This is a genomic window from Thiofilum flexile DSM 14609, assembly GCF_000380185.1.
In the GTDB taxonomy this organism is placed as follows: Bacteria; Pseudomonadota; Gammaproteobacteria; order Thiotrichales; family Thiotrichaceae; genus Thiofilum; species Thiofilum flexile.
On record NZ_KB904772.1, the window covers coordinates 1 to 18,039 of the forward strand.

Consider the following 18,039-nt stretch of genomic DNA (forward strand, 5'->3'; position numbering starts at 1 on the left):
TGGAGCGACGGCGCTGTCGGGTGTGTAACGAGGTCGCTTGGCTGAACGACCGACATGAGTGGGCAGGCTTAGCCAGTCTCGTCTGCGTCGAGTCTTGGGTCGAACGTAGACGCGGCGGGCAAGAGAGCTATGCCGTACGCTACTACATCAGTTCCCTTGCTCTGAGTGCGGCGTCTGCCTTGTTTGTGGTACGTTCCCATTGGGGGATTGAGAANCGACTCCATTGGGTCTTGGATGTGCTGATGCAGGAGGATAAGGCGCGTAACCGTACCGGCGATAGCNCTCACAATTTCTCCCTCCTACGCCAGATGGCGACTAACTTACTTCGGTACAGCCAGACAAATAAGCATAGTCTCAAAGTACGGCGCAAGCAGGCCGCTTGGTCAACCGATTATCTCGCCGAACTCTTGGAGCCACTCATCCCTCTACAACAATAAAGATTCAAGCGATTGCCCTGGGAGCATCAGTAGTGATTGTTGCGCATAGCTTAGGCTGTCTTACGGTTGCTCATTGGGCCGCCAAGACCCACTCCACTATCAAGGCTGCATTATTGGTTGCGGTTCCAGATCCGGATGGCCCTAATTTCCCGCCAGAGGCGATTGGTTTTTCTCCCTTGCCTTTACAGCGTTTTCCTTTTCCGAGCACAGTGGTTGTGAGTACTGATGCCCCCTATGGTTCACTGGCTCATTCGCAAGCATGCGCCACGGTATGGGGTAGTCGTTTGGTTAATATCGGTGCGGCTGGGCATATCAACGCCAGTAGCGCTCTGGGTCAGTGGCCTGAAGGTTATGCTTTGCTGCAATCTCTTTTAGGAACAAAGTAAAAAGTAATCGGCCTGCTTGAGGTAACTATCCGGTATAGCCCCTCAAGCGTTGGTTTTGTCAAAAGTTTTCCAGAGCAACATCATATTGCGGGGAAATCCCATCAAAAACGCTATAACTCCATTCTCCTAACTTCTAGGTAAATGCTTTGGCATGGGTAATCTGGCGACCATGGCTCTCAGCGGCAATAATCTGCCTTAAACGCAAGCCCTGATCCCCCACTAAGAGGCGATAACCCAACTCTCTTTGGAGGGAGCAGCGGAGCTAGAATAGGAATATCCTCCGGTGTATCCAATAGATCAAATAGGCGCTGTACCAACTTGAGTAGTGGCATAGTCAATGGACTAACAGAAATCCCTCGGAAGGCAATAATATCCGTGCTACCACCATTTACCCAGCAGCCATTAATACCGAACTGTTAGATACCATCACCGATAAGAATACGGCAGCAAGCATGGAGCAACTGTATCAGCGCTTTGGCATTGCGCCAAAAAGTATTGCTAATGTCGTAGCATTTGCTATCGGTAAACCTGTCGATACCAATGTCAGCGAATTTACGGTCCGGCTCCACCGCTCAGCCTTGGTAAGCGAACAGATAAACACTAGAAAAGCCTAAGAGCCATTAGGGTATCTGTACGTTTTTTGAAACAATCATGAACAGATTCCGGTATATCCAGCCTTGATCAGCAACGCTAGAATGCTCCACCTGATACGTTCCACAAGGATTTAAAGCCTTGATGGCATAACACTTCATCACACGAGGACAAAGACAGTGTTTACATTAAACTCATGCTTAGCGACTACAGTATTGGCAACTCTCCTTCTCACCAGTACCGCTTATGCCCAAACCGAAAAGTCAGCAGACATGCACCACGAAAGTGAGGTGCATGGCCTCGACTTTATGCCTAAAGGCGGTTATGCAGCGACCATCCCAGATACTAAATACGTAGAACCTTCAGCCACACGCCCATTGCAGCCCGGCGAGAAACTCAGCCGCCTGACCGAGCGCAATAAAACCGGAGAAACCGTGCTGCAACGGCTGACAGATCGTACCTATTGGGTACAAAACAATTTTTACAATACTCTCTTTTATGTGGGTGATAAGGGCGTGTTGTTGATGGATCCATTAGGCAATGGTGTCGGTTCTGCTGTACAGAAAGCGATTGCCAGTGTCACCTCTCTGCCGGTCACTGCCGTGCTTTATTCTCATGATCATGTTGATCACATTGGTGATGTTGGGATATTTCTGGACACAGCCAAGGCCACCAACCAATCTTTGCGTATCATTGCCTCCGATGCCACAGCAGCCAAGCAGCAATACCTGAAATCTGGCCTGCCTGCACCCACTGAAACGGTCGCTTTTAAGGATGGCAGTTTCAAGTTTGAAAATCTGACTGTTAAGGCACAAGGCTTTCAGCGGGCAGCTCATACCGATGACTCTGCCTCTTGGCTCATGGTGGAAGAAGGCATTATACATGCCCCCGATATGACCAATCCTGATCAGATGGCTTACCTGAGCTTTGGTGCATCGGAAAATGCCGTCTATCTGGAAGGCAATCTGAATCAGCTAGCCTCAGGTGATTGGACCTATTTCAGTGGCGGGCACGGCAATATCGGCAGCCATGCTGACATTGCCTTCATGCAAGCTTATTTGGTTGATCTGCGTAAAGCTGTGATGGATGCCTTGCAAAGTGTCGATATTGGACAGTATTTCAATGAGAAGCTAAACAACCATCAGGCAGCAGCGGCAGGCTGGATGCAGGCGGTAGAGAAACAAACTACCGATACACTGCGTCCCAAATATGGCAATTACTACGGCTTTGAAGCATCCGTACCTTTCCAGGCAGAAATGATGCTCAAAGTACTGGGTTCCTATCGTTAAATCCGAATCTGCCATCTAGCAATAGGGGATAGTCGCCGCTGACTATCCCGCTCACAGAATTCACCCCTTTACTCCGTTATTTTCGTTATTACTGCTGCTGCGACCACTGCATATCGGAAAAATACGTGATCAGATAATCCAGCAAGGCTCGTACTGCTGGCAACATGCGGCGGCGTGACGGGTACAGCGCATAGATAGTGAGTGCTGGCACCTGCCATTCAGGCAGCACCGCCTGTAGTGCTCCACTTTGCAGATGGGGCAGTACCAGATAACTAGGCAGCATAGCCACTCCCCCGCCTGCCATGACGGCCTGCATTAGCACTGTTGCATCATTAATGGTGAAGGAGGCAAATACCTTCACCCGCTCCTCTTGCGTGCCGCGTAACAATTGCCACTCGTATCGTCCCACCTGCGTATGGGTCAGACAGCGATGCTTGACTAGATCCTGTGGCTGTTCTGGTATTCCGTGCTGCTGCAAATAGGCAGGGGCAGCCACCAGTACCGACTCACACCGGGCTAGTGGACGACCAATCAATACCGGATCGGGAGCGTTACTGATGCGGATAGCTAAATCCACTCGTGCCTCCACCAGATTGACGGCAGTATCATTCACATTCAGGTCAATATTCAGGCGTGGATGCTGTGCCTGAAACGCAACCAATGCCGCCGCTAGCTGTGCATACCCAAATGATAAACTAGACGTCAGTCGTAACTGACCGTACAACTCGCCATCCTGCCGGGCGGTTTCCTGCTGGATATTCTCGGCTAAAGCCAGCATCTGCTGTGCATGCTGTAACACTTGCTCCCCGGTAGCTGTGAGGGTGACATAGCGTGTGGTACGCTGCAATAGCCGGGTATCCAACCAATCCTCCAGCGTAGTGATATAGCGTGTCACCATGGGGCGTGACATTTCTAGCTGGTCAGCAGCAGCCGTAAAGCTGCCCGATGTTGCTACTTCAGCAAACACCCGTAAAGCAGTCAGTCGATCCATAGCCAGCATCCCATAAACATCATCAGTAATCCCATCATTATCTTCAATACTATTCCACTCATAATGCCCTTGACGGTTATGAACTCCAAACAGCTTATAGCGGATTAATGAGGTTATGCCTAGCTTATCTGCTCGTTTTTTGAAACAGTATTGTTCAAATTCAGGTATTTCCACACCTCATGGATGACGATAGAATACCCGCGTAGAATGATCCTGTATGGAAAGAAATAAACCTTTTATTTTCTCTATTCCATCAGGAAAACCTGATGCTGATGTCAGCAGGTTCAAAGCCAGCATTATACGGATGAGCACCATCCATCTGTTGGTGTGGAAAACATCCGGCATCATAAACAATGACGTCCACAGACTGCTGCCTGACACAACAAAACACATTTACCCTCGGAGTACTGACCCATGAGCGATAAATCATTGGCACCTGTGTTATACCTGCCTCATGGTGGTGGCCCCTTGCCGCTACTCAATGATCCGGCGCATGCCAAATTAACGGCCTTTCTGAAAAAAATAGGTCAAGAGTTAGGTCGCCCAGAAGCCATCCTGCTAATCAGCGCTCATTGGGAAAAATCACAAGCCACTCTGACCAGTAACCCCCACCCAGCGCTGTATTTTGACTATTCTGGCTTTCCACCTGAAACCTATGAATACCGCTACCCGGCTCCGGGTAATCCCGCACTGGCACAGGAAATCGAAACACTATTGCAACAACAAGGTATTGCTGCACAGACCGATGCCCAGCGTGGCTATGATCATGGTTTATTTGTGCCACTGATGTTGATGTACCCCAAAGCAGATATTCCCTGTGTGCAATTGTCCCTGCTGGGTAATCTAAACCCAGAGCAGCATATTGCCTTAGGTGAAGCCATTGCGAGCCTACGGGAACGTAATGTTATGGTCATTGGCTCCGGCCTATCCTTCCATAATATGCGTGAGTTTTTCTCGCGCCGCCCCGAATCCGAACAAAAAGCCATTGAGTTTGATCACTGGCTGGTGGAAACCTGTACGGATAATAAGCTCAATTATGCCGAGCGTCGTGAGCGTTTAGTCAATTGGACGCAAGCACCCCAAGCACGTTTTTGTCATCCGCGTGAAGAGCATCTGTTACCGCTACATGTTTGCTTTGGAGCGGCGGGTACACAAAGTCAGGCAGAGCTGGTCTTTAATGCTGATGTGGCGGGCAAACGGGCTTCAGGTTTCTTATGGCGCTCGTGACACCCGCCGAGACAAAGTTTAGCGTTCATTTTATACACTAAAGGACAAGATCACTTATGGATAACCTGCCACCTGAATTTGATGCCCTATATCGTGCTGCCCAAGCGGAGGGAGAACCTTTGTTGGTGTGGGCGGGGGGTGATGCAAAATCGCAGTCACTCGCCTATACCGCCCAGTTTGAACAGCTATTCCCCGATATTCCTATCACGGTAACAGTTGATCTATCCAAATATCATGATGCAGAGCTAGATAAGCGTTTGCTCTTTGGCGAGGAAATTCCCGATGTTATCCATATCCAAACCGTACAAAATTTCCCGATCTGGGCTAATGATGGTGTATTGCAGCGCTACCGCCCCCTAGGCTTTGAGCAGGTGCCCGCGCATTTTGTTGACCCTGATGGCTATTGGACACCCATTGGTGTATTCCAGTTTGCCCCCACAACAGACTATGCTCAGCTACCTGATGCACCTATTGAGTATCAGGACTTTCTGCGTCCCGAACTCAAAGGTAAAATTGTGCTGACTTATCCGCATGATGATGATGCGGTGTTGTATCAGTTCCTGCAAATTATCGAGCAACAGGGCTGGTCATGGTTCCAGCACTTAATGGCACAGGATATTCAATGGGTACGCGGCACACAAACCCCACTAGAAGTCATTAAGGCGGGCAAAGCAGCCACCACCTTTACCTCTTATTTCCCGCTCGTGGCACCGGAAGGCTCCAGCTTGAAAACCACTATCCCTGAGCACGGCTATTTTCAAGCGTGGTATCAAATCGGCGGGATATTAGCGGAAGCAAAAGCACCGGCTGCAGCACGACTTTATCTGTCATATCTCTTAAGTAAGGCACATCAAAATCCGGCTTGGACTTTCCCAGCTCGAACCGATGTTGCCCCACTGGAAGGGTTTAAGCCTATTTCTCATTACTCCAATGCCTCCCCCGCAGGCTTTGCCGCATTTATGGCAGATCGCGGACAAGTGGAACGCTGGCGCTTTATTTTTGAAAGCCTGATTGGGCCTGTTGAAGGCGTGAATCCGAATACGCTCGATATGTGAGTTTGATTGAGAGCCATACCATGCCATGATTTTGGTATGGTTGCTCTTGGGTGATAAAGGATGAGAGATACAGTTAGGGTTTATGTGATCTACACTCAATAACCGTCTTCATCCTTTTCCACCAAGCTTAAGAAACGCCTCAGACACTATCACCTTCGGAACTAATCGCCCACTTTTTGCGGGTAACATCAGCACAATGGAGCGACTATGTTCCTCTCCATAACTCACATGCAGGGGCTTATCATTGCCATAGAAATACAGGCGATCGAATGGAGTGTTTTGTACAATCCATTGTGCTACTTCCAACATATTTTCATCCGGCACAATAAAATCACAAGCGGCTCCCTTACGTTCACAAATCAAATTTCCACGCCTATTGCGCTCAAAAGAGGCATGTTGATCACGCTTAGGGTCAATCCTGCCGGGGATATGTTTGGCTAATTCTGGCGAACAAAAACCATAGGTCAACTCAATACCGCCAAAATAATCCATGACCGGATCAATAATATGCCGAGCAAGCTCAGCCAATGCATTATAGGTTTCCGCCTGCACGGGCAGATTAGGTAGGCCGGTTGCTGACTGAGTTTCGCCACACTCAATAAAGTCGCGGAAAGTGTGGTATTGACCGCAAGGGCTATCTAGCTCTGGTAGGGTACTCGCATTTTTCAGCTCAAAACCAACGATTTCTAAACGTAAACGTTGTAGGGTGGTATCAAATGCCTCCTGCGACATTCCATAGCCTCGTAAGTCAAATTCTGGATAGGACATTAGCATCTGATCAAATGCTACCTGCTCGGTGTAGTGTGGAAAATCTGGAGGCAGGAAACGCGCCTTTAGGTATAGGTAAGGAGGGGGATAGGCCTCACCATATTTGTAGTACTCAAAGTGTTGGTTAGTCAGGCTGATTTTAATACGCTCTAGTAGACGCGGTAGGGGTGACACCTCAAAATCATCATATTTCATCAATGATAATTTGCCGGACTCAGCATGAATTTTCAGCAAATCAGCAGAGGTCACGTCCCCAAAAAGCAAGGTAGCACAACCGATATAGACCCGTAGCACAGCAGGTAACAAGGCAACTTGTGAGGTATGGAAGGTTAGTGAACCCTCTTCATCCAGATAACCATAGCCCTGCTCTGCGGCTTGTTGGCACATAGTACTGATCAGCACGGAATTACCCGCCGAAAACAACAAACGCTCACCGGCGGCTAATGCATGTTTATAGCTCTGGAAAAAAGCTTTTACATCACGTTTAAGACTTTCTGGCAAATGATGGTAGATACGTTGTTGATCGAAACGGCGCAGGGCGAAATACACCGTCAGATCTTCGCTACGGCTATCAAATGCCTGTTTCAGAATTTCATCACCATGATAGCGTTGCAAGAAGCTTAAGGCGCGACGCCAAGTGCCGAATAGTTCTATAATCGCTGCAGCTTCTGTGAATTCATCCTCCTGCGGTAGCCTGCCTAACTCCAGCCATCGCAACCATAAAGCTTCTAATAATTCGCTGTGCTGCTCGTAGAAAATGCGATCTTTATCCGCTTTGCTGACTTTCTCTGCTTTAGCTGCTTTTGGCGCTTTAGGTAGCTGGCTAATCAAGCGCCTAGCAATAGTGCGATTGCGATACCGACGCTCTAGAAAGGCCTGCTCTGCATCTTTGTCCTTAAAGACAAAAAATACACCAGGGCCGACCGCTACCGGCTCTTCGCCTAGTACCTGATGTAGATATGCACGGAACTCTTCCTGTGAATAATAGCGCTGAAAGGTATTCCGACTCGTGAGGATACCATCACGGAACAAGCGTCCACGTTCGGGGGATTGCTCACCCAACATAACAGCCGCACAGAGGAATTGAGTACAGAGCTGATAAGCACCTAATACCGCCTCCCTGCGCTCAGATTTATCTTCAATAACATTGATAACAAATCCAATATTGACTATATCGGCCATTTGCTTAGGGTTATGCGGGCAAAAATACGGATCCCAACCCTGTGCTGTAATAGCATTTTTTTGCAGAATTTCTACATCACTACCTTTGCCACAACCATAGTCAAAAATAGTGTATTTACCATCCAAAAAATCATGCTTAGCCAGCAGTTGCATCGGCGTAGAAAGAGCGTAACGAGTTAAAGCAGTACGATGACGATCAACGTTTTGCGATGCGGTATCAATAGGGATGAATTGATGCCCCTCCAACTGATAACCCTGTTCACGAATCAGGGCATTCCACGTTTCTTTAAAACCAATAATACGACTATTTGCAAATAATCCTATTTGCTCAGCTTCTTTTGTCAAAGCCTGATATTCGAGAATACGCGGGTGGCTCGCAGGTAGAAATAGCTCCTTACGATGCAAAATGGGGGGATTACAAGAGCCATCATAGCGGCGTTCTTTTACAGATTGTGCGGCAAGATCAATAGTCCAGACACTAGCCAGCGCTGGAAACGGATCATCAAAAAAAGCCGGGTAATGTAATAATGATATCGCCTCTCCCTTGTGAGAGAGCTTAATAATATTAAAATCGACTCCCGCTTTAATGCCTGCCAGCGCCTCTGCCTCGGCAACCTGATGCTGAACAGAAAGGGGCTGGGAAGTAGTCAATGAATAATGCCAATAGACATTAAAACCGACCTGTTTACCCAATACCTCAGTCGACTGCTCCTTGCTGTCAGACATTATCCCTTTACTCATTGTCATCTAGTTAAAGTTACGCTGCTCTAGTGCAGTAACGGATACCAATATTGCCGCCGTCCGCAATGTACCATTACTCGTCAACACAGGGCCTAATGAATAACACTGTCCCTTAGTCAGCTTAGATAGCCGTCCTTCCCACTCCTTTTCTGTAACATTACGTGAAACCATGCTGAGTATCTTGGCAAATGACTTAATTTCCGTATCGGCTGGTTTGAAGAATAGCTTATGTCCTGCTTGGAATAGACGATCCCGCTGCTCTTGATCAAAATTACTAGTAGTTTGTGTGGCTAGTATTAAAGATAAGCCAAACTTACGCCCCTCTCTTAGCATTTTGTCGATAGGAGAGTCACTACTATGGTTTAGGTTTTGAATTTCATCCAATACCACTGGCAGGGGACGGTTTTTACTGCCCGTATTGCAGGCATAATCATATAAATCCCATAGAGCAAACTCCGTCACAATACGGTAGGTATCACGAGAAAGCCCTTTTAGTTGTAATATATTGACCCAATGATCTGCTGAGCCAAAAATGCCTTCCCAAGCATTACTATCACTAGCTCGGAAGGGTTGAGAGCGCACAAATGGTTCGAGCTTATTGGCAAGTGTTTCTCCTACTGATCCTTCATCACGCAACATCGGTAATAAATCATCTAATGTAAATGCCCGCTCGTTGCTGATACCCACTTCCAACACACGTGTCAAGGTTGCGGCTTGTTGATCACCCATATTGAACACAGAGGTAAAAATACTGGTAATGCGTGATGCTACATCAAATGCACTTTCTTCCATTGCAGGGATATTAGGGTCAATAACCTGTATTTGTCGCCGGAATGGATTCAAGGGAAGCTTATCCGTGCGTACATAGTAATTATCAGGTTGCGTAACCTCGGCAAACTTTTGCTCCACCTGGCTGGGTAAAAAGCCATCCGTATAATCAATGATCGCCGAATGTAATTGCTGAGCCGCCATTTCTGCTAATAGGCACTGAATCCCATAGGTTTTACCAGAACCTGATGAACCAAATAACAACAGATGGCGATTAGCTAACCCCGGATGTCCATAATACCAATAGACAGGCTCACCATTGGCAGCATTAGTACCGATCAATAGTTTTTCCGGCACACTCGGCAGCAGCTTATTCACGTTACTAGTTTCTATAGGCGATAGTTCCTGATCCTGTATGGGTGTAGATATATCCGTTTGCTCTAAGGTTGTCGCTACAGATTGTAGGTCAGTATCCGCCTCACCGACTGTCTCTACAATAAGCTCAGACTCCGCCATACCTTGTTTAGTTTCTAGGACTGGTAATACTTCTGTAGTAGCACTGCTATTTAGACCTATATCACCAAATAAACCTAGTAAACCCTTATATCCGATGATCCAATGACGATGTACAAAACCTTCAGGCTGCACAAAGGGTGGCGTTAGTACATGAGGTGATAATGCATACTCTTTCAGAATCAGTTTTGGATCAGGGATATCGGTCCAGAAGGTAAAAATCGAGCTACTCCATGCAATCTCATAATCACCATCAACCATTTTCTCAAGCGCTATGTTGAGTTTTTTATAGCCATCATCGGGTAGTGCAACAACTGTGCGCGAAGCTAAAGCACGTTGTAATTGCGCCCACCAATAGCGTCGATCAAAATAGGGCCGTCTTATATCCTGCCGGAAAGGGGCAAACAATTGAGTCAAGTGTTTTAGGCCTTCTTCCACTTGCTCAACCGCCTTTTGTACATAACACTCCGATTCTTTTGCTAACTTACATTCAATCACCATTGCCTCAATCAGGGGTATATTATCATCGCGTAGAGTCAATGAGAGCTGGAGCAAATCGGGACGTAGAATCGCATCGCTGCCATTAAACCAATGTTGAAAAGCATCCAATGGTAATAATTGGGTCATAACCGCTTGCGGCGGTCTTGCTAACATGCGACGAATGGCAGCAAAACCAACCACCTCGCGGATTTTCTCTCCATTCCCTACCACCGCACGTAGTGATGACAGGCCAATGATTTCCTCAGCCTCTGCCACAATTTTATTAGCTGTTATGTCTAATGATTGCCCACTCTGTATAGGTAATAAGATGTGTAAATGCTTTTTCACCAGCAGAGCCAAATGCGTCAATGTATCCTGCTCAGTAGAAATAGAAAGATTCAGCTCACCATAAGCCCCTAAGCCAGAAGTAAAACCCACAATTTTACGTTGACTATTATTTATATGCTTACCCAATAAACGTTTATCAATGAATGGATCCACACAGGCTACCCATTGAGCCTTTTGATGTAAGGCTTCTACTGTTTTTTGCCAAGGTTCATAGTTGACAGAACCGAACATCAAATGCTCTATGCCCTCATCCCCCGGATGGCGTAAGCGTGCAGATAAATCGGCATGCCGTGTTTGTATACATAGACGGCGATCACTTAATAAACTTTGACGCTTAAACTCATCTCCTTGCCTGATAGGACGAGGATACTCGCTGATTGGAAATTGAGGATTTAAGTTGCTCATAGCTTCTAGTACAAACGGCTCCGCCGCCTCTACCTCCGCAATCATATCCTCGCCAAGGAAATTGAAGAGAAAGGCTATGTCATATAAACGCTCCTCCTTATTAAGTAACTCAATAATATCTTCGCGTTTAGGTGCAAAACGATGCCCAACAGACAGGTTCAGCCGTCGCCTTTTTTCACGGAATTTCTCTACCATGTCATCGCGCCACAAGGTAAGTTTTTTCTCGACAGAAATAGGCGATGAAGAGGTGGAATACACCATTAATTCACAGAAAAAGGCAGGCTGATTAAAACCGACCTTTTCTTCTAGATAGTAATGTAGGAATAAATCAAGGCCGGAAAGAATAAGGGAGACATTATCCACATGCACAGCAATAATGCGCACACCATCTGCTGCAAAGGCATAGAGCGGTAGATAGTAGTCTTTTAATATCTTCATAATAATTCTGCTATCTTCAGAAGAACGCTTCACTTCACTCAAATTATCTTCATTATCATCGTCTTCGCGCAGCAGAGTTTGAACAGCAAGGCTTTTCTCACCAGAAGGTTCTTCTCCTAGATAATGCAGTAGATTAAAGCTCTTGATTTTAGCTGATAGCTTATGCGTATTATCCACCACTAATCCAGCTAAGGGACGTTGAATCGTGACTAGATTGAGCAGACGCTCTAGTGCCTGTTTAGTTTTAGGAGCCTTGATATCCTGCTCACGCGTATACTCTGCAATTACCTCCTTAAAATAGTCACGCAAAAACATCTCCCGCTTCCATGTCAGCTCTAACACAGCAGGTGAAGTTCCTAGTACAACCGCGGAGTGCATGTAATTATTATTCGGTTGAATAGTTGGGCTAAATAACAAAAAGGCTTTATAGAAGCGTCGCAATAACTCTGCACTACCTTGTCGGCTTTTGTCCAACACGCTCTTGGCTAGGTTGGCATAGGCTGTCTGAAGGTGTAGATAGCATTGATTACTTGCATAATAATAGCCTTGCTTAACATAAGCTACCAGCCAAGCACGATACGCCTGTGACAAAGCTTTTGCCTGTTCATTCAACTCTGTATCTAGGTAGTGTGGCTCATTCCGTCTCATCCCCTCCATTAGATCAATAATCTTTAACATACCTAGAGCATTATTGATAAGACGATGAGCCTCTTCCTCATCAGCCGCAAAATAAAGTGCTGTCAACTCCTCAGAGCTAAGTTGTAAGGCAGGCAAAATCAATGATCTTTCAGCAGGCCAGTTTTCTAAGATTAGCTTGGCACATTGATAACGCACTCGCTCAGCATGTGTAGCTTCCAATGCCCACTCATGCTGGCAAGTATATTCAACTCCCTCTTCACCGCTCAGAATGAGAACTCTGAAACGTAAATGGGGGCGTTTACGGCTGACGCGATAATCGTCTGGTTCTAACCTACATACGACATTAATATGACGCTGCCATTGCGCCATTGGCAAGGCGACTTGCTCTTCGTCTACTGGCAAACGTAAATCCATCGCATAGGTCTCTAACAACTGCTCAAGTCCTCCTAAGCATCCTTGTAAGAGTTCCTTTGCTAATTCACTACCAGCAATACCTGTATCTATATCGGTTTCTAGATCATGATTAAATTGATCAACGACTACCTGAATCTCAGAAAGATAATCCGTCCACACCTCTCCTTCCTCTTGACAAGCTTTGGCAAACAGTAGAACTGTTTCCCAAATGGCTCGCAAAAAGACCTCCATACTAGAGCCTTGTAAACGAACTTTTTTCTCACTAGTAACCTTTTTGCTTTTCTCACGAACTTTTAGCTGTTTGATTAGCTTTACCAAGTTAGTGTGTACTAAGCGCTCTCGTGCTTGAGCATCTGCATTGTAAATAAAACTTTTTAATGTACGACCATAGTCTTGAATATCAGTATAAGCAGCCGCCTCACCAAAAACCTCAGGTAAGGTAAATTCTGGATCTTGCAATAACTTTTCAATCTTACTCCAAGCTTTATCTTGATCACTTCTACTTTTCAGTTTCTGATGAGAAATAAGCGCATCAGCTGATTTGATTAGATCTTTAGTTTCCCTAACTTTCTTTACCTGTTCGGTAGAGAGGCATAATGGAGGCACTCCCCAAAACGGCAAATGCTCATAGAAAGAAGCTAATACTTCACTCAGGCTATCAACATGTTTATTAGCAGGAATCAGCTCTATCTCCAGAAACTCCGCCAATTTAAGTAATCGCCGTGGTTTTATAGCGAATAACTCCTGCAAAGCACTTTCAAAACGTATGATATCCGCTTCAAGAGGATCAAAGATTCCTACTCTCTGGGCTAAGCGCTTTAACCATGGTTGATAATTTTGCTCCATCTGACTCCAGATACGCGTCTCATCAACCAAATGGAAGTCCATCAGGCCGCCCTGATCTGAGGTATGGTCTAAACCGATCAATACGACAACTAGGCCGTCTTTATCAGCCGGCTTGGTGAGATTCCGATACCAGGTCAGACGATCATCCTCATCAATCCAGCGCAAAGCTCCAGTCTCGTTATCAACGCCACCCAAAGCTTGCATTTTCTGAGTCAGGCTTGTGCGCGATTCATGGGAGTGTTTTAACCACGCATCCCATAGTCCTTTCGCTACCTTGAAATGGCACTCTATGCGTGCCTGCTGTGCGACCTGCGAACGATATTCTTCTAGACTATGCAATAAGGCGAAGGTATTTTCGGGTGATAGGCTTTCGACAACAAAACGGGCTTCTTTCGTTCCTCCCGGAATTTGTTGGATATTTTTCCATTCTTGGATTAGGTAATGCGCTAGATCTTCAACAAATAGGTTCATCTCTTTTCCCTTTTATTGCTCTTCGCCCGGATTAATCACCATCGACACAGCATCTGATAACTCAACCAGAAAACCACCTTGCTTAAGAGCTTCTTCTACCCATGCACTACTAGAGGCCACAGCATAGGTATCACCATCACCTTCTTTACCAATCCACTGCAGGGCGACCTTTAATTGATCGCCACCAATGGCAATGCCGTAATGGGCAAAAATGCGCTGATAGAACTGATTTAGGCGAATTCGCTCGCCCGGACGAATCAATGCCGCCACTAAAAAGCGTAGTAACCCTTGATGTAAAACAAAACGCGCCCCTTGGCCGGTACGAGGAACAACTAAGCCAATTTCTTTTGCAAATTTGGTAAAATGACGAAAGGTATTATCATCGCCATTTTTTAAATTGTTACTGGAAAAAACAATACCATCCGCTGCGATTGCTGGGTTTCTTATAGCTCTAAATAACATTGATTCAATTATATTAAATGAATTCTGTGCCATTTTACGTGTGGCACCTGTTACTATCTCATTTGGGTTAGCTACTATCCAAACATAATTACCAACAAACCCATCTGTTATACTCGTATTTTCATCTACTCTTCTTGCCTGGAAGCATAATGTTCTCATTACTTGCATACTGCAAAGAGTTTGTAAGAACTCAAGCTTATCTAAGGTTCCAGTATTAGAATTACAAATATTTTCTATTTCTATCGAAAACAATAATGCCTCTGTTCGAGAGGCTTTTGAAACCCAACCTAGTGAAGCTTTCTTTTTTGTTTCATTGATTTTATATTCGTCGAGTCTATTTTCAACAAGACTAACAATATCCTCAAGACCCATCATAGAGTCATGTATCAATGATTTTATATTTTTCTCTATACCTTCCTTGAGATTATTTAGCCTTGGCTTCAAATGCATATAAGCAGGATCACTTAATAGCTCATCAAATCGATAGCTTTTTAGCTCCTCAAAAAGATTTGTTAGCTGAAGAAAAAGTAATTCACCACCACGACTCATAAAATTTCTAAGGTTATCAGAAAAATACTCTACAGATGAATTCCAGTTAGTTATTTTATTTTTTTGAGCACGACTTGCTTTGACATGCTCCCAACTGACTTCTCTGGATAATAAGGCGGCAGATGCTGGAAAAAAGCAGTTAGTTACCCAAGTCCGATTACTGGATGCTCCCATAAACCCACAAAATAAATTTTGTAGAAGGTGAACAGCCTCCTCTTTCTCTCCATGATTAGCAAAGGCAGACTCTACTTTTTTTAGGCAATCTACATAAGCATCACGATGGGCAATATGGCGGCTTTCTAGTTTAGAAGTAGGAAAAAACGAAAAAAGTTTAAGTGCTACTCTATCCTCAGGATAATAACAAGGCCCTGAACTACCTTCCTCAAGTGGAATAGAAAACTCAAATGCACCACTACCATTTCTTAGTTTGGGTGATGAAAAAGCCAATAGGAACTCTGCAAGATACTCAGTTTGTGTTTGATCTTTATAAAATCTCCTGCCATAAAGTCGGATGGCTGGATTAGCTTTATCAGCCTTAAGCTCATCACTTTCATCTACCTTTTTAGGAAAGCGTTGAAACACTAAGTGCTCATCGTTCATGACCTTACTCCACCCTGTTATATGAATTCCAGTGTATTGTTGCCTTTATCAATATAGTAAGAATTTATTTTTATAGTGCCATCGATACCAGCACTAAGTACAGTAAACTCTTCATAACCTGTTGCATCCTGCTCTGCAATTCTTAATAACTTGGCGCGAAACCACTCCAACTGAGCCAAATGAATAGGCACAAGCTGATTACCAAGACTACCAATACTGCACATCTGAATATAATCTAATAATGGTAAGCTCAACATCAGTTTAGCATCACGATAACTTAAAAAAGGTAGTTGCAAATGCAAATCATAACCCATTGAGAAATCATTATTATTAAAACTAGCCATAACCATTTGTACAGGCTGAGCAACTGTTTTATCTGGTCGACGTAAAGTCAAATATAAACGGCTATTAGAATTAGAGCCTTTAAATTGCCCTGCACTAAAACCTGAGTAAACTTCCCTAAGTACATCCAAAATATTATTTTTGAATGTTCGTTTTTCTGATAAAGATAAATCTAAAGTGCCTTTGCGTTGCCAATGGTCAAATTGGCGTAATTTTGGGGATTGTAGAAAGTTATCTAAAAACGATTCAAAACCTGATTGCTCTTGTTGGCTAATAGGCTGCCCATAAAAGTAAGCCATACGACGTAACGCAAAACGCCAGCGTATTCCTGCTGCGTCTCGAGAGTAATTCCTCCAACGCTTAGCCACAGCAGTCAGGGATGTGGGTAATCCAACCCAAGAAGTATCATCCTCAGCAATCAATTTCCGCTCAAAATCTACTGCAAAGGGACTGCCAAACTCCAGACGACGAATCAACTCGACAGCCTTCAAATTTTCAGCCTTTTCAAATACCTCACCATTTTTGTACCCAAAGAAGTTTTCACTGAATAGAATATTTTCCAATCCAGTATCGACCTCACCATTACTAGCTTGAACATCATAGGCATAGTTACGAGCGTTGCTACAATCTAATCCACCCGTTATTGAATAGGCTAAGTGGGCAACAATTTGGCGTAGGGTTAAGCGCTGTTCATAAGCGGTAATTCTTTGATAAACCCAGCGCACCCGATCGATAATATTCTCTTGCTGCAATGCTTGGCGGTTTTTACGTAAGGGGCAATCACTCTCCACATCACACCCCTGACACCCTGACCATCCAGAATGTAACAGCATTTTTTCCAATACTTTTGCGCCTAGATCCACATTATTCAAGCGCGTCATATTGAAGATAATCAGGGGTTTATGACCCTCGGCAAGCTGTAGGGTATGTGCTGCTAAATCCGCTCCTTGATAAGGCGTATCTAGCTTTTTTAAGACCTCATTTTCGAGCCAATTACTATCAGTAATAATGTGATACTCTTTCACAAAGTCGGACAAGCTATTGAGCAATGGCCCCGTATTGCTAATAATTAGCCAGCTTCCTGATTTGCCAAAAGCACTATCTAACCAACTGACCCGCTCTTTAGCTCCTAACTCACTCATATCTTTGACAATGGAAATTTTTCGACCATTAGCCGAAACCTCTTCTAACTCCTTGAGCTGATGCTGAAGCGGACGATCAGGTGCGTGTCCAATCAAATACTTAAAAACATCCAGCGCTACAGTAGACTTACCATCACCAGCATGCCCTGTTAAAACAATTACTTTCTCCTCACCAGAGATTAGTGCCTCTTTAACTGTTTTAGCCAATGGAAATGCAACATATATCTCATCAAAATAAGAGTTTAAAGCTTGTGACTCCGCTAAAGCATTTGAGCCACTAGCTGAGAGGTTATGTAATGAATTCAGATAACTAATATAACCATTTAGTTGATCTTTATTTTTTTCCATTTCAGGGCCAATAATATAAGACGAATCACGGCTAACATTATTAGTCTTACAATTTTGCTCAGCTATCTCTAGTGGCAACTCTAACTCATCTAAAGCTCCCATATTTTGCTTTACTCCATATGATATACTTGTCCCCTTAGTATTTTTTTCATTATTTACCCTCGGCAATTTCAAAATTGCGCGTAACTCTTCATATTTATTGGATGGGAAATAAATCCATAATAACAAATCAACAATCTTTAATAATAATTTATTATCGCTCGATAAAGCACAAAAAACATCTAAAGGAAAGCCACCTTTAATGTCTTTCTGTATCAACTCAGACTTTAAAAGATCGCCAGATGAGTTTTTGGTTAGCTCATCATAACGCTCAATTTCCCACAAACGATCACTAACTAATCGCCCAAATGGATATTGAACAGGCAGCTCCCCAAAATATTTTCTAAAGGAATAAATCTCATCTTCATAAGAAATAAAGGAAGCCATCCTCTCTTTCCCATGAAAACACCTAGCTAATGCTATCAATAGCAGTAAAGGTTTGTGAACTGAATATACATCTTCAGTTTTCTTTACTTTTATTCCTGTAAATAAATTTAATATCATAACT

General features: G+C 44.5%; 11 protein-coding genes. 5 read left to right on the top strand and 6 right to left on the bottom strand.

What is annotated here, in order from left to right:
- Positions 1-20 precede the first annotated feature (20 nt).
- Positions 21-437, top strand: coding sequence for an ISAs1 family transposase (locus tag A3IK_RS21135; protein ID WP_425425426.1), 417 nt, complete (start codon positions 21-23; stop codon positions 435-437).
- Positions 380-823, top strand: coding sequence for an RBBP9/YdeN family alpha/beta hydrolase (locus tag A3IK_RS19250; RefSeq protein ID WP_083915724.1), 444 nt, complete (start codon positions 380-382; stop codon positions 821-823). Before A3IK_RS21135 ends, A3IK_RS19250 begins: the two co-directional genes overlap by 58 nt.
- 176 nt (positions 824-999) lie before the next feature.
- On the opposite strand, the gene A3IK_RS21895 is transcribed toward A3IK_RS19250, so the two are convergent.
- The gene (locus tag A3IK_RS21895) at positions 1,000-1,230 is read right to left on the bottom strand and encodes an AraC family transcriptional regulator N-terminal domain-containing protein (protein WP_425425427.1); all 231 of its coding nucleotides are present in this window, start codon (positions 1,228-1,230) and stop codon (positions 1,000-1,002) included.
- 363 nt (positions 1,231-1,593) lie between these two features.
- On the opposite strand from A3IK_RS21895, the gene A3IK_RS0111135 reads away from it, so the two are divergent.
- On the top strand, positions 1,594-2,703 hold the full coding sequence (locus A3IK_RS0111135; RefSeq protein WP_020560058.1) for an MBL fold metallo-hydrolase: 1,110 nt from the start codon (positions 1,594-1,596) through the stop codon (positions 2,701-2,703).
- A gap of 88 nt (positions 2,704-2,791) precedes the next feature.
- Here A3IK_RS0111135 and A3IK_RS0111140 read toward each other — a convergent pair whose 3' ends face one another.
- Complete coding sequence (locus A3IK_RS0111140; protein ID WP_020560059.1) at positions 2,792-3,868, bottom strand: LysR family transcriptional regulator; 1,077 nt, start codon at positions 3,866-3,868, stop codon at positions 2,792-2,794.
- Positions 3,869-4,108: 240 nt separating this feature from the next.
- On the opposite strand from A3IK_RS0111140, the gene A3IK_RS0111145 reads away from it, so the two are divergent.
- Positions 4,109-4,921 (top strand): DODA-type extradiol aromatic ring-opening family dioxygenase, encoded by an 813-nt coding sequence (locus tag A3IK_RS0111145; RefSeq protein ID WP_020560060.1) that lies wholly within the window; start codon positions 4,109-4,111, stop codon positions 4,919-4,921.
- 56 nt (positions 4,922-4,977) lie between these two features.
- On the top strand, positions 4,978-5,976 hold the full coding sequence (locus A3IK_RS19255) for an ABC transporter substrate-binding protein (protein ID WP_020560061.1): 999 nt from the start codon (positions 4,978-4,980) through the stop codon (positions 5,974-5,976).
- Positions 5,977-6,084: 108 nt separating this feature from the next.
- Here the strand turns inward: A3IK_RS19255 and A3IK_RS0111155 are convergent, their stop codons facing one another.
- From A3IK_RS0111155 to A3IK_RS0111170, 4 genes are read right to left on the bottom strand one after another with little or no spacing between them, the layout of a single operon-like run.
- Complete coding sequence (locus tag A3IK_RS0111155; RefSeq protein WP_020560062.1) at positions 6,085-8,652, bottom strand: DNA phosphorothioation-associated putative methyltransferase; 2,568 nt, start codon at positions 8,650-8,652, stop codon at positions 6,085-6,087.
- 21 nt (positions 8,653-8,673) lie between these two features.
- Positions 8,674-13,989, bottom strand: a complete 5,316-nt coding sequence (locus A3IK_RS0111160; protein WP_020560063.1) for an ATP-binding protein — start codon at positions 13,987-13,989, stop codon at positions 8,674-8,676.
- A gap of 12 nt (positions 13,990-14,001) precedes the next feature.
- The gene (locus A3IK_RS0111165) at positions 14,002-15,600 is read right to left on the bottom strand and encodes a hypothetical protein (RefSeq protein WP_020560064.1); all 1,599 of its coding nucleotides are present in this window, start codon (positions 15,598-15,600) and stop codon (positions 14,002-14,004) included.
- 17 nt (positions 15,601-15,617) lie between these two features.
- Positions 15,618-18,035, bottom strand: coding sequence for a phosphorothioated DNA-binding restriction endonuclease family protein (locus A3IK_RS0111170; protein ID WP_162596646.1), 2,418 nt, complete (start codon positions 18,033-18,035; stop codon positions 15,618-15,620).
- Between the last annotated feature and the right edge of the window lie 4 nt (positions 18,036-18,039).

Coding starts and splice junctions, on each gene's coding strand:
- A3IK_RS0111145 (WP_020560060.1), top strand. CDS start 4,109: ATGAGCGATAAATCATTGGCACCTGTGTTATACCTGCCTCATGGTGGT.
- A3IK_RS19255 (WP_020560061.1), top strand. CDS start 4,978: ATGGATAACCTGCCACCTGAATTTGATGCCCTATATCGTGCTGCCCAA.
- A3IK_RS0111155 (WP_020560062.1), bottom strand. CDS start 8,652: ATGTCTGACAGCAAGGAGCAGTCGACTGAGGTATTGGGTAAACAGGTC.
- A3IK_RS0111160 (WP_020560063.1), bottom strand. CDS start 13,989: ATGAACCTATTTGTTGAAGATCTAGCGCATTACCTAATCCAAGAATGG.
- A3IK_RS0111165 (WP_020560064.1), bottom strand. CDS start 15,600: ATGAACGATGAGCACTTAGTGTTTCAACGCTTTCCTAAAAAGGTAGAT.
- A3IK_RS0111170 (WP_162596646.1), bottom strand. CDS start 18,035: ATGATATTAAATTTATTTACAGGAATAAAAGTAAAGAAAACTGAAGAT.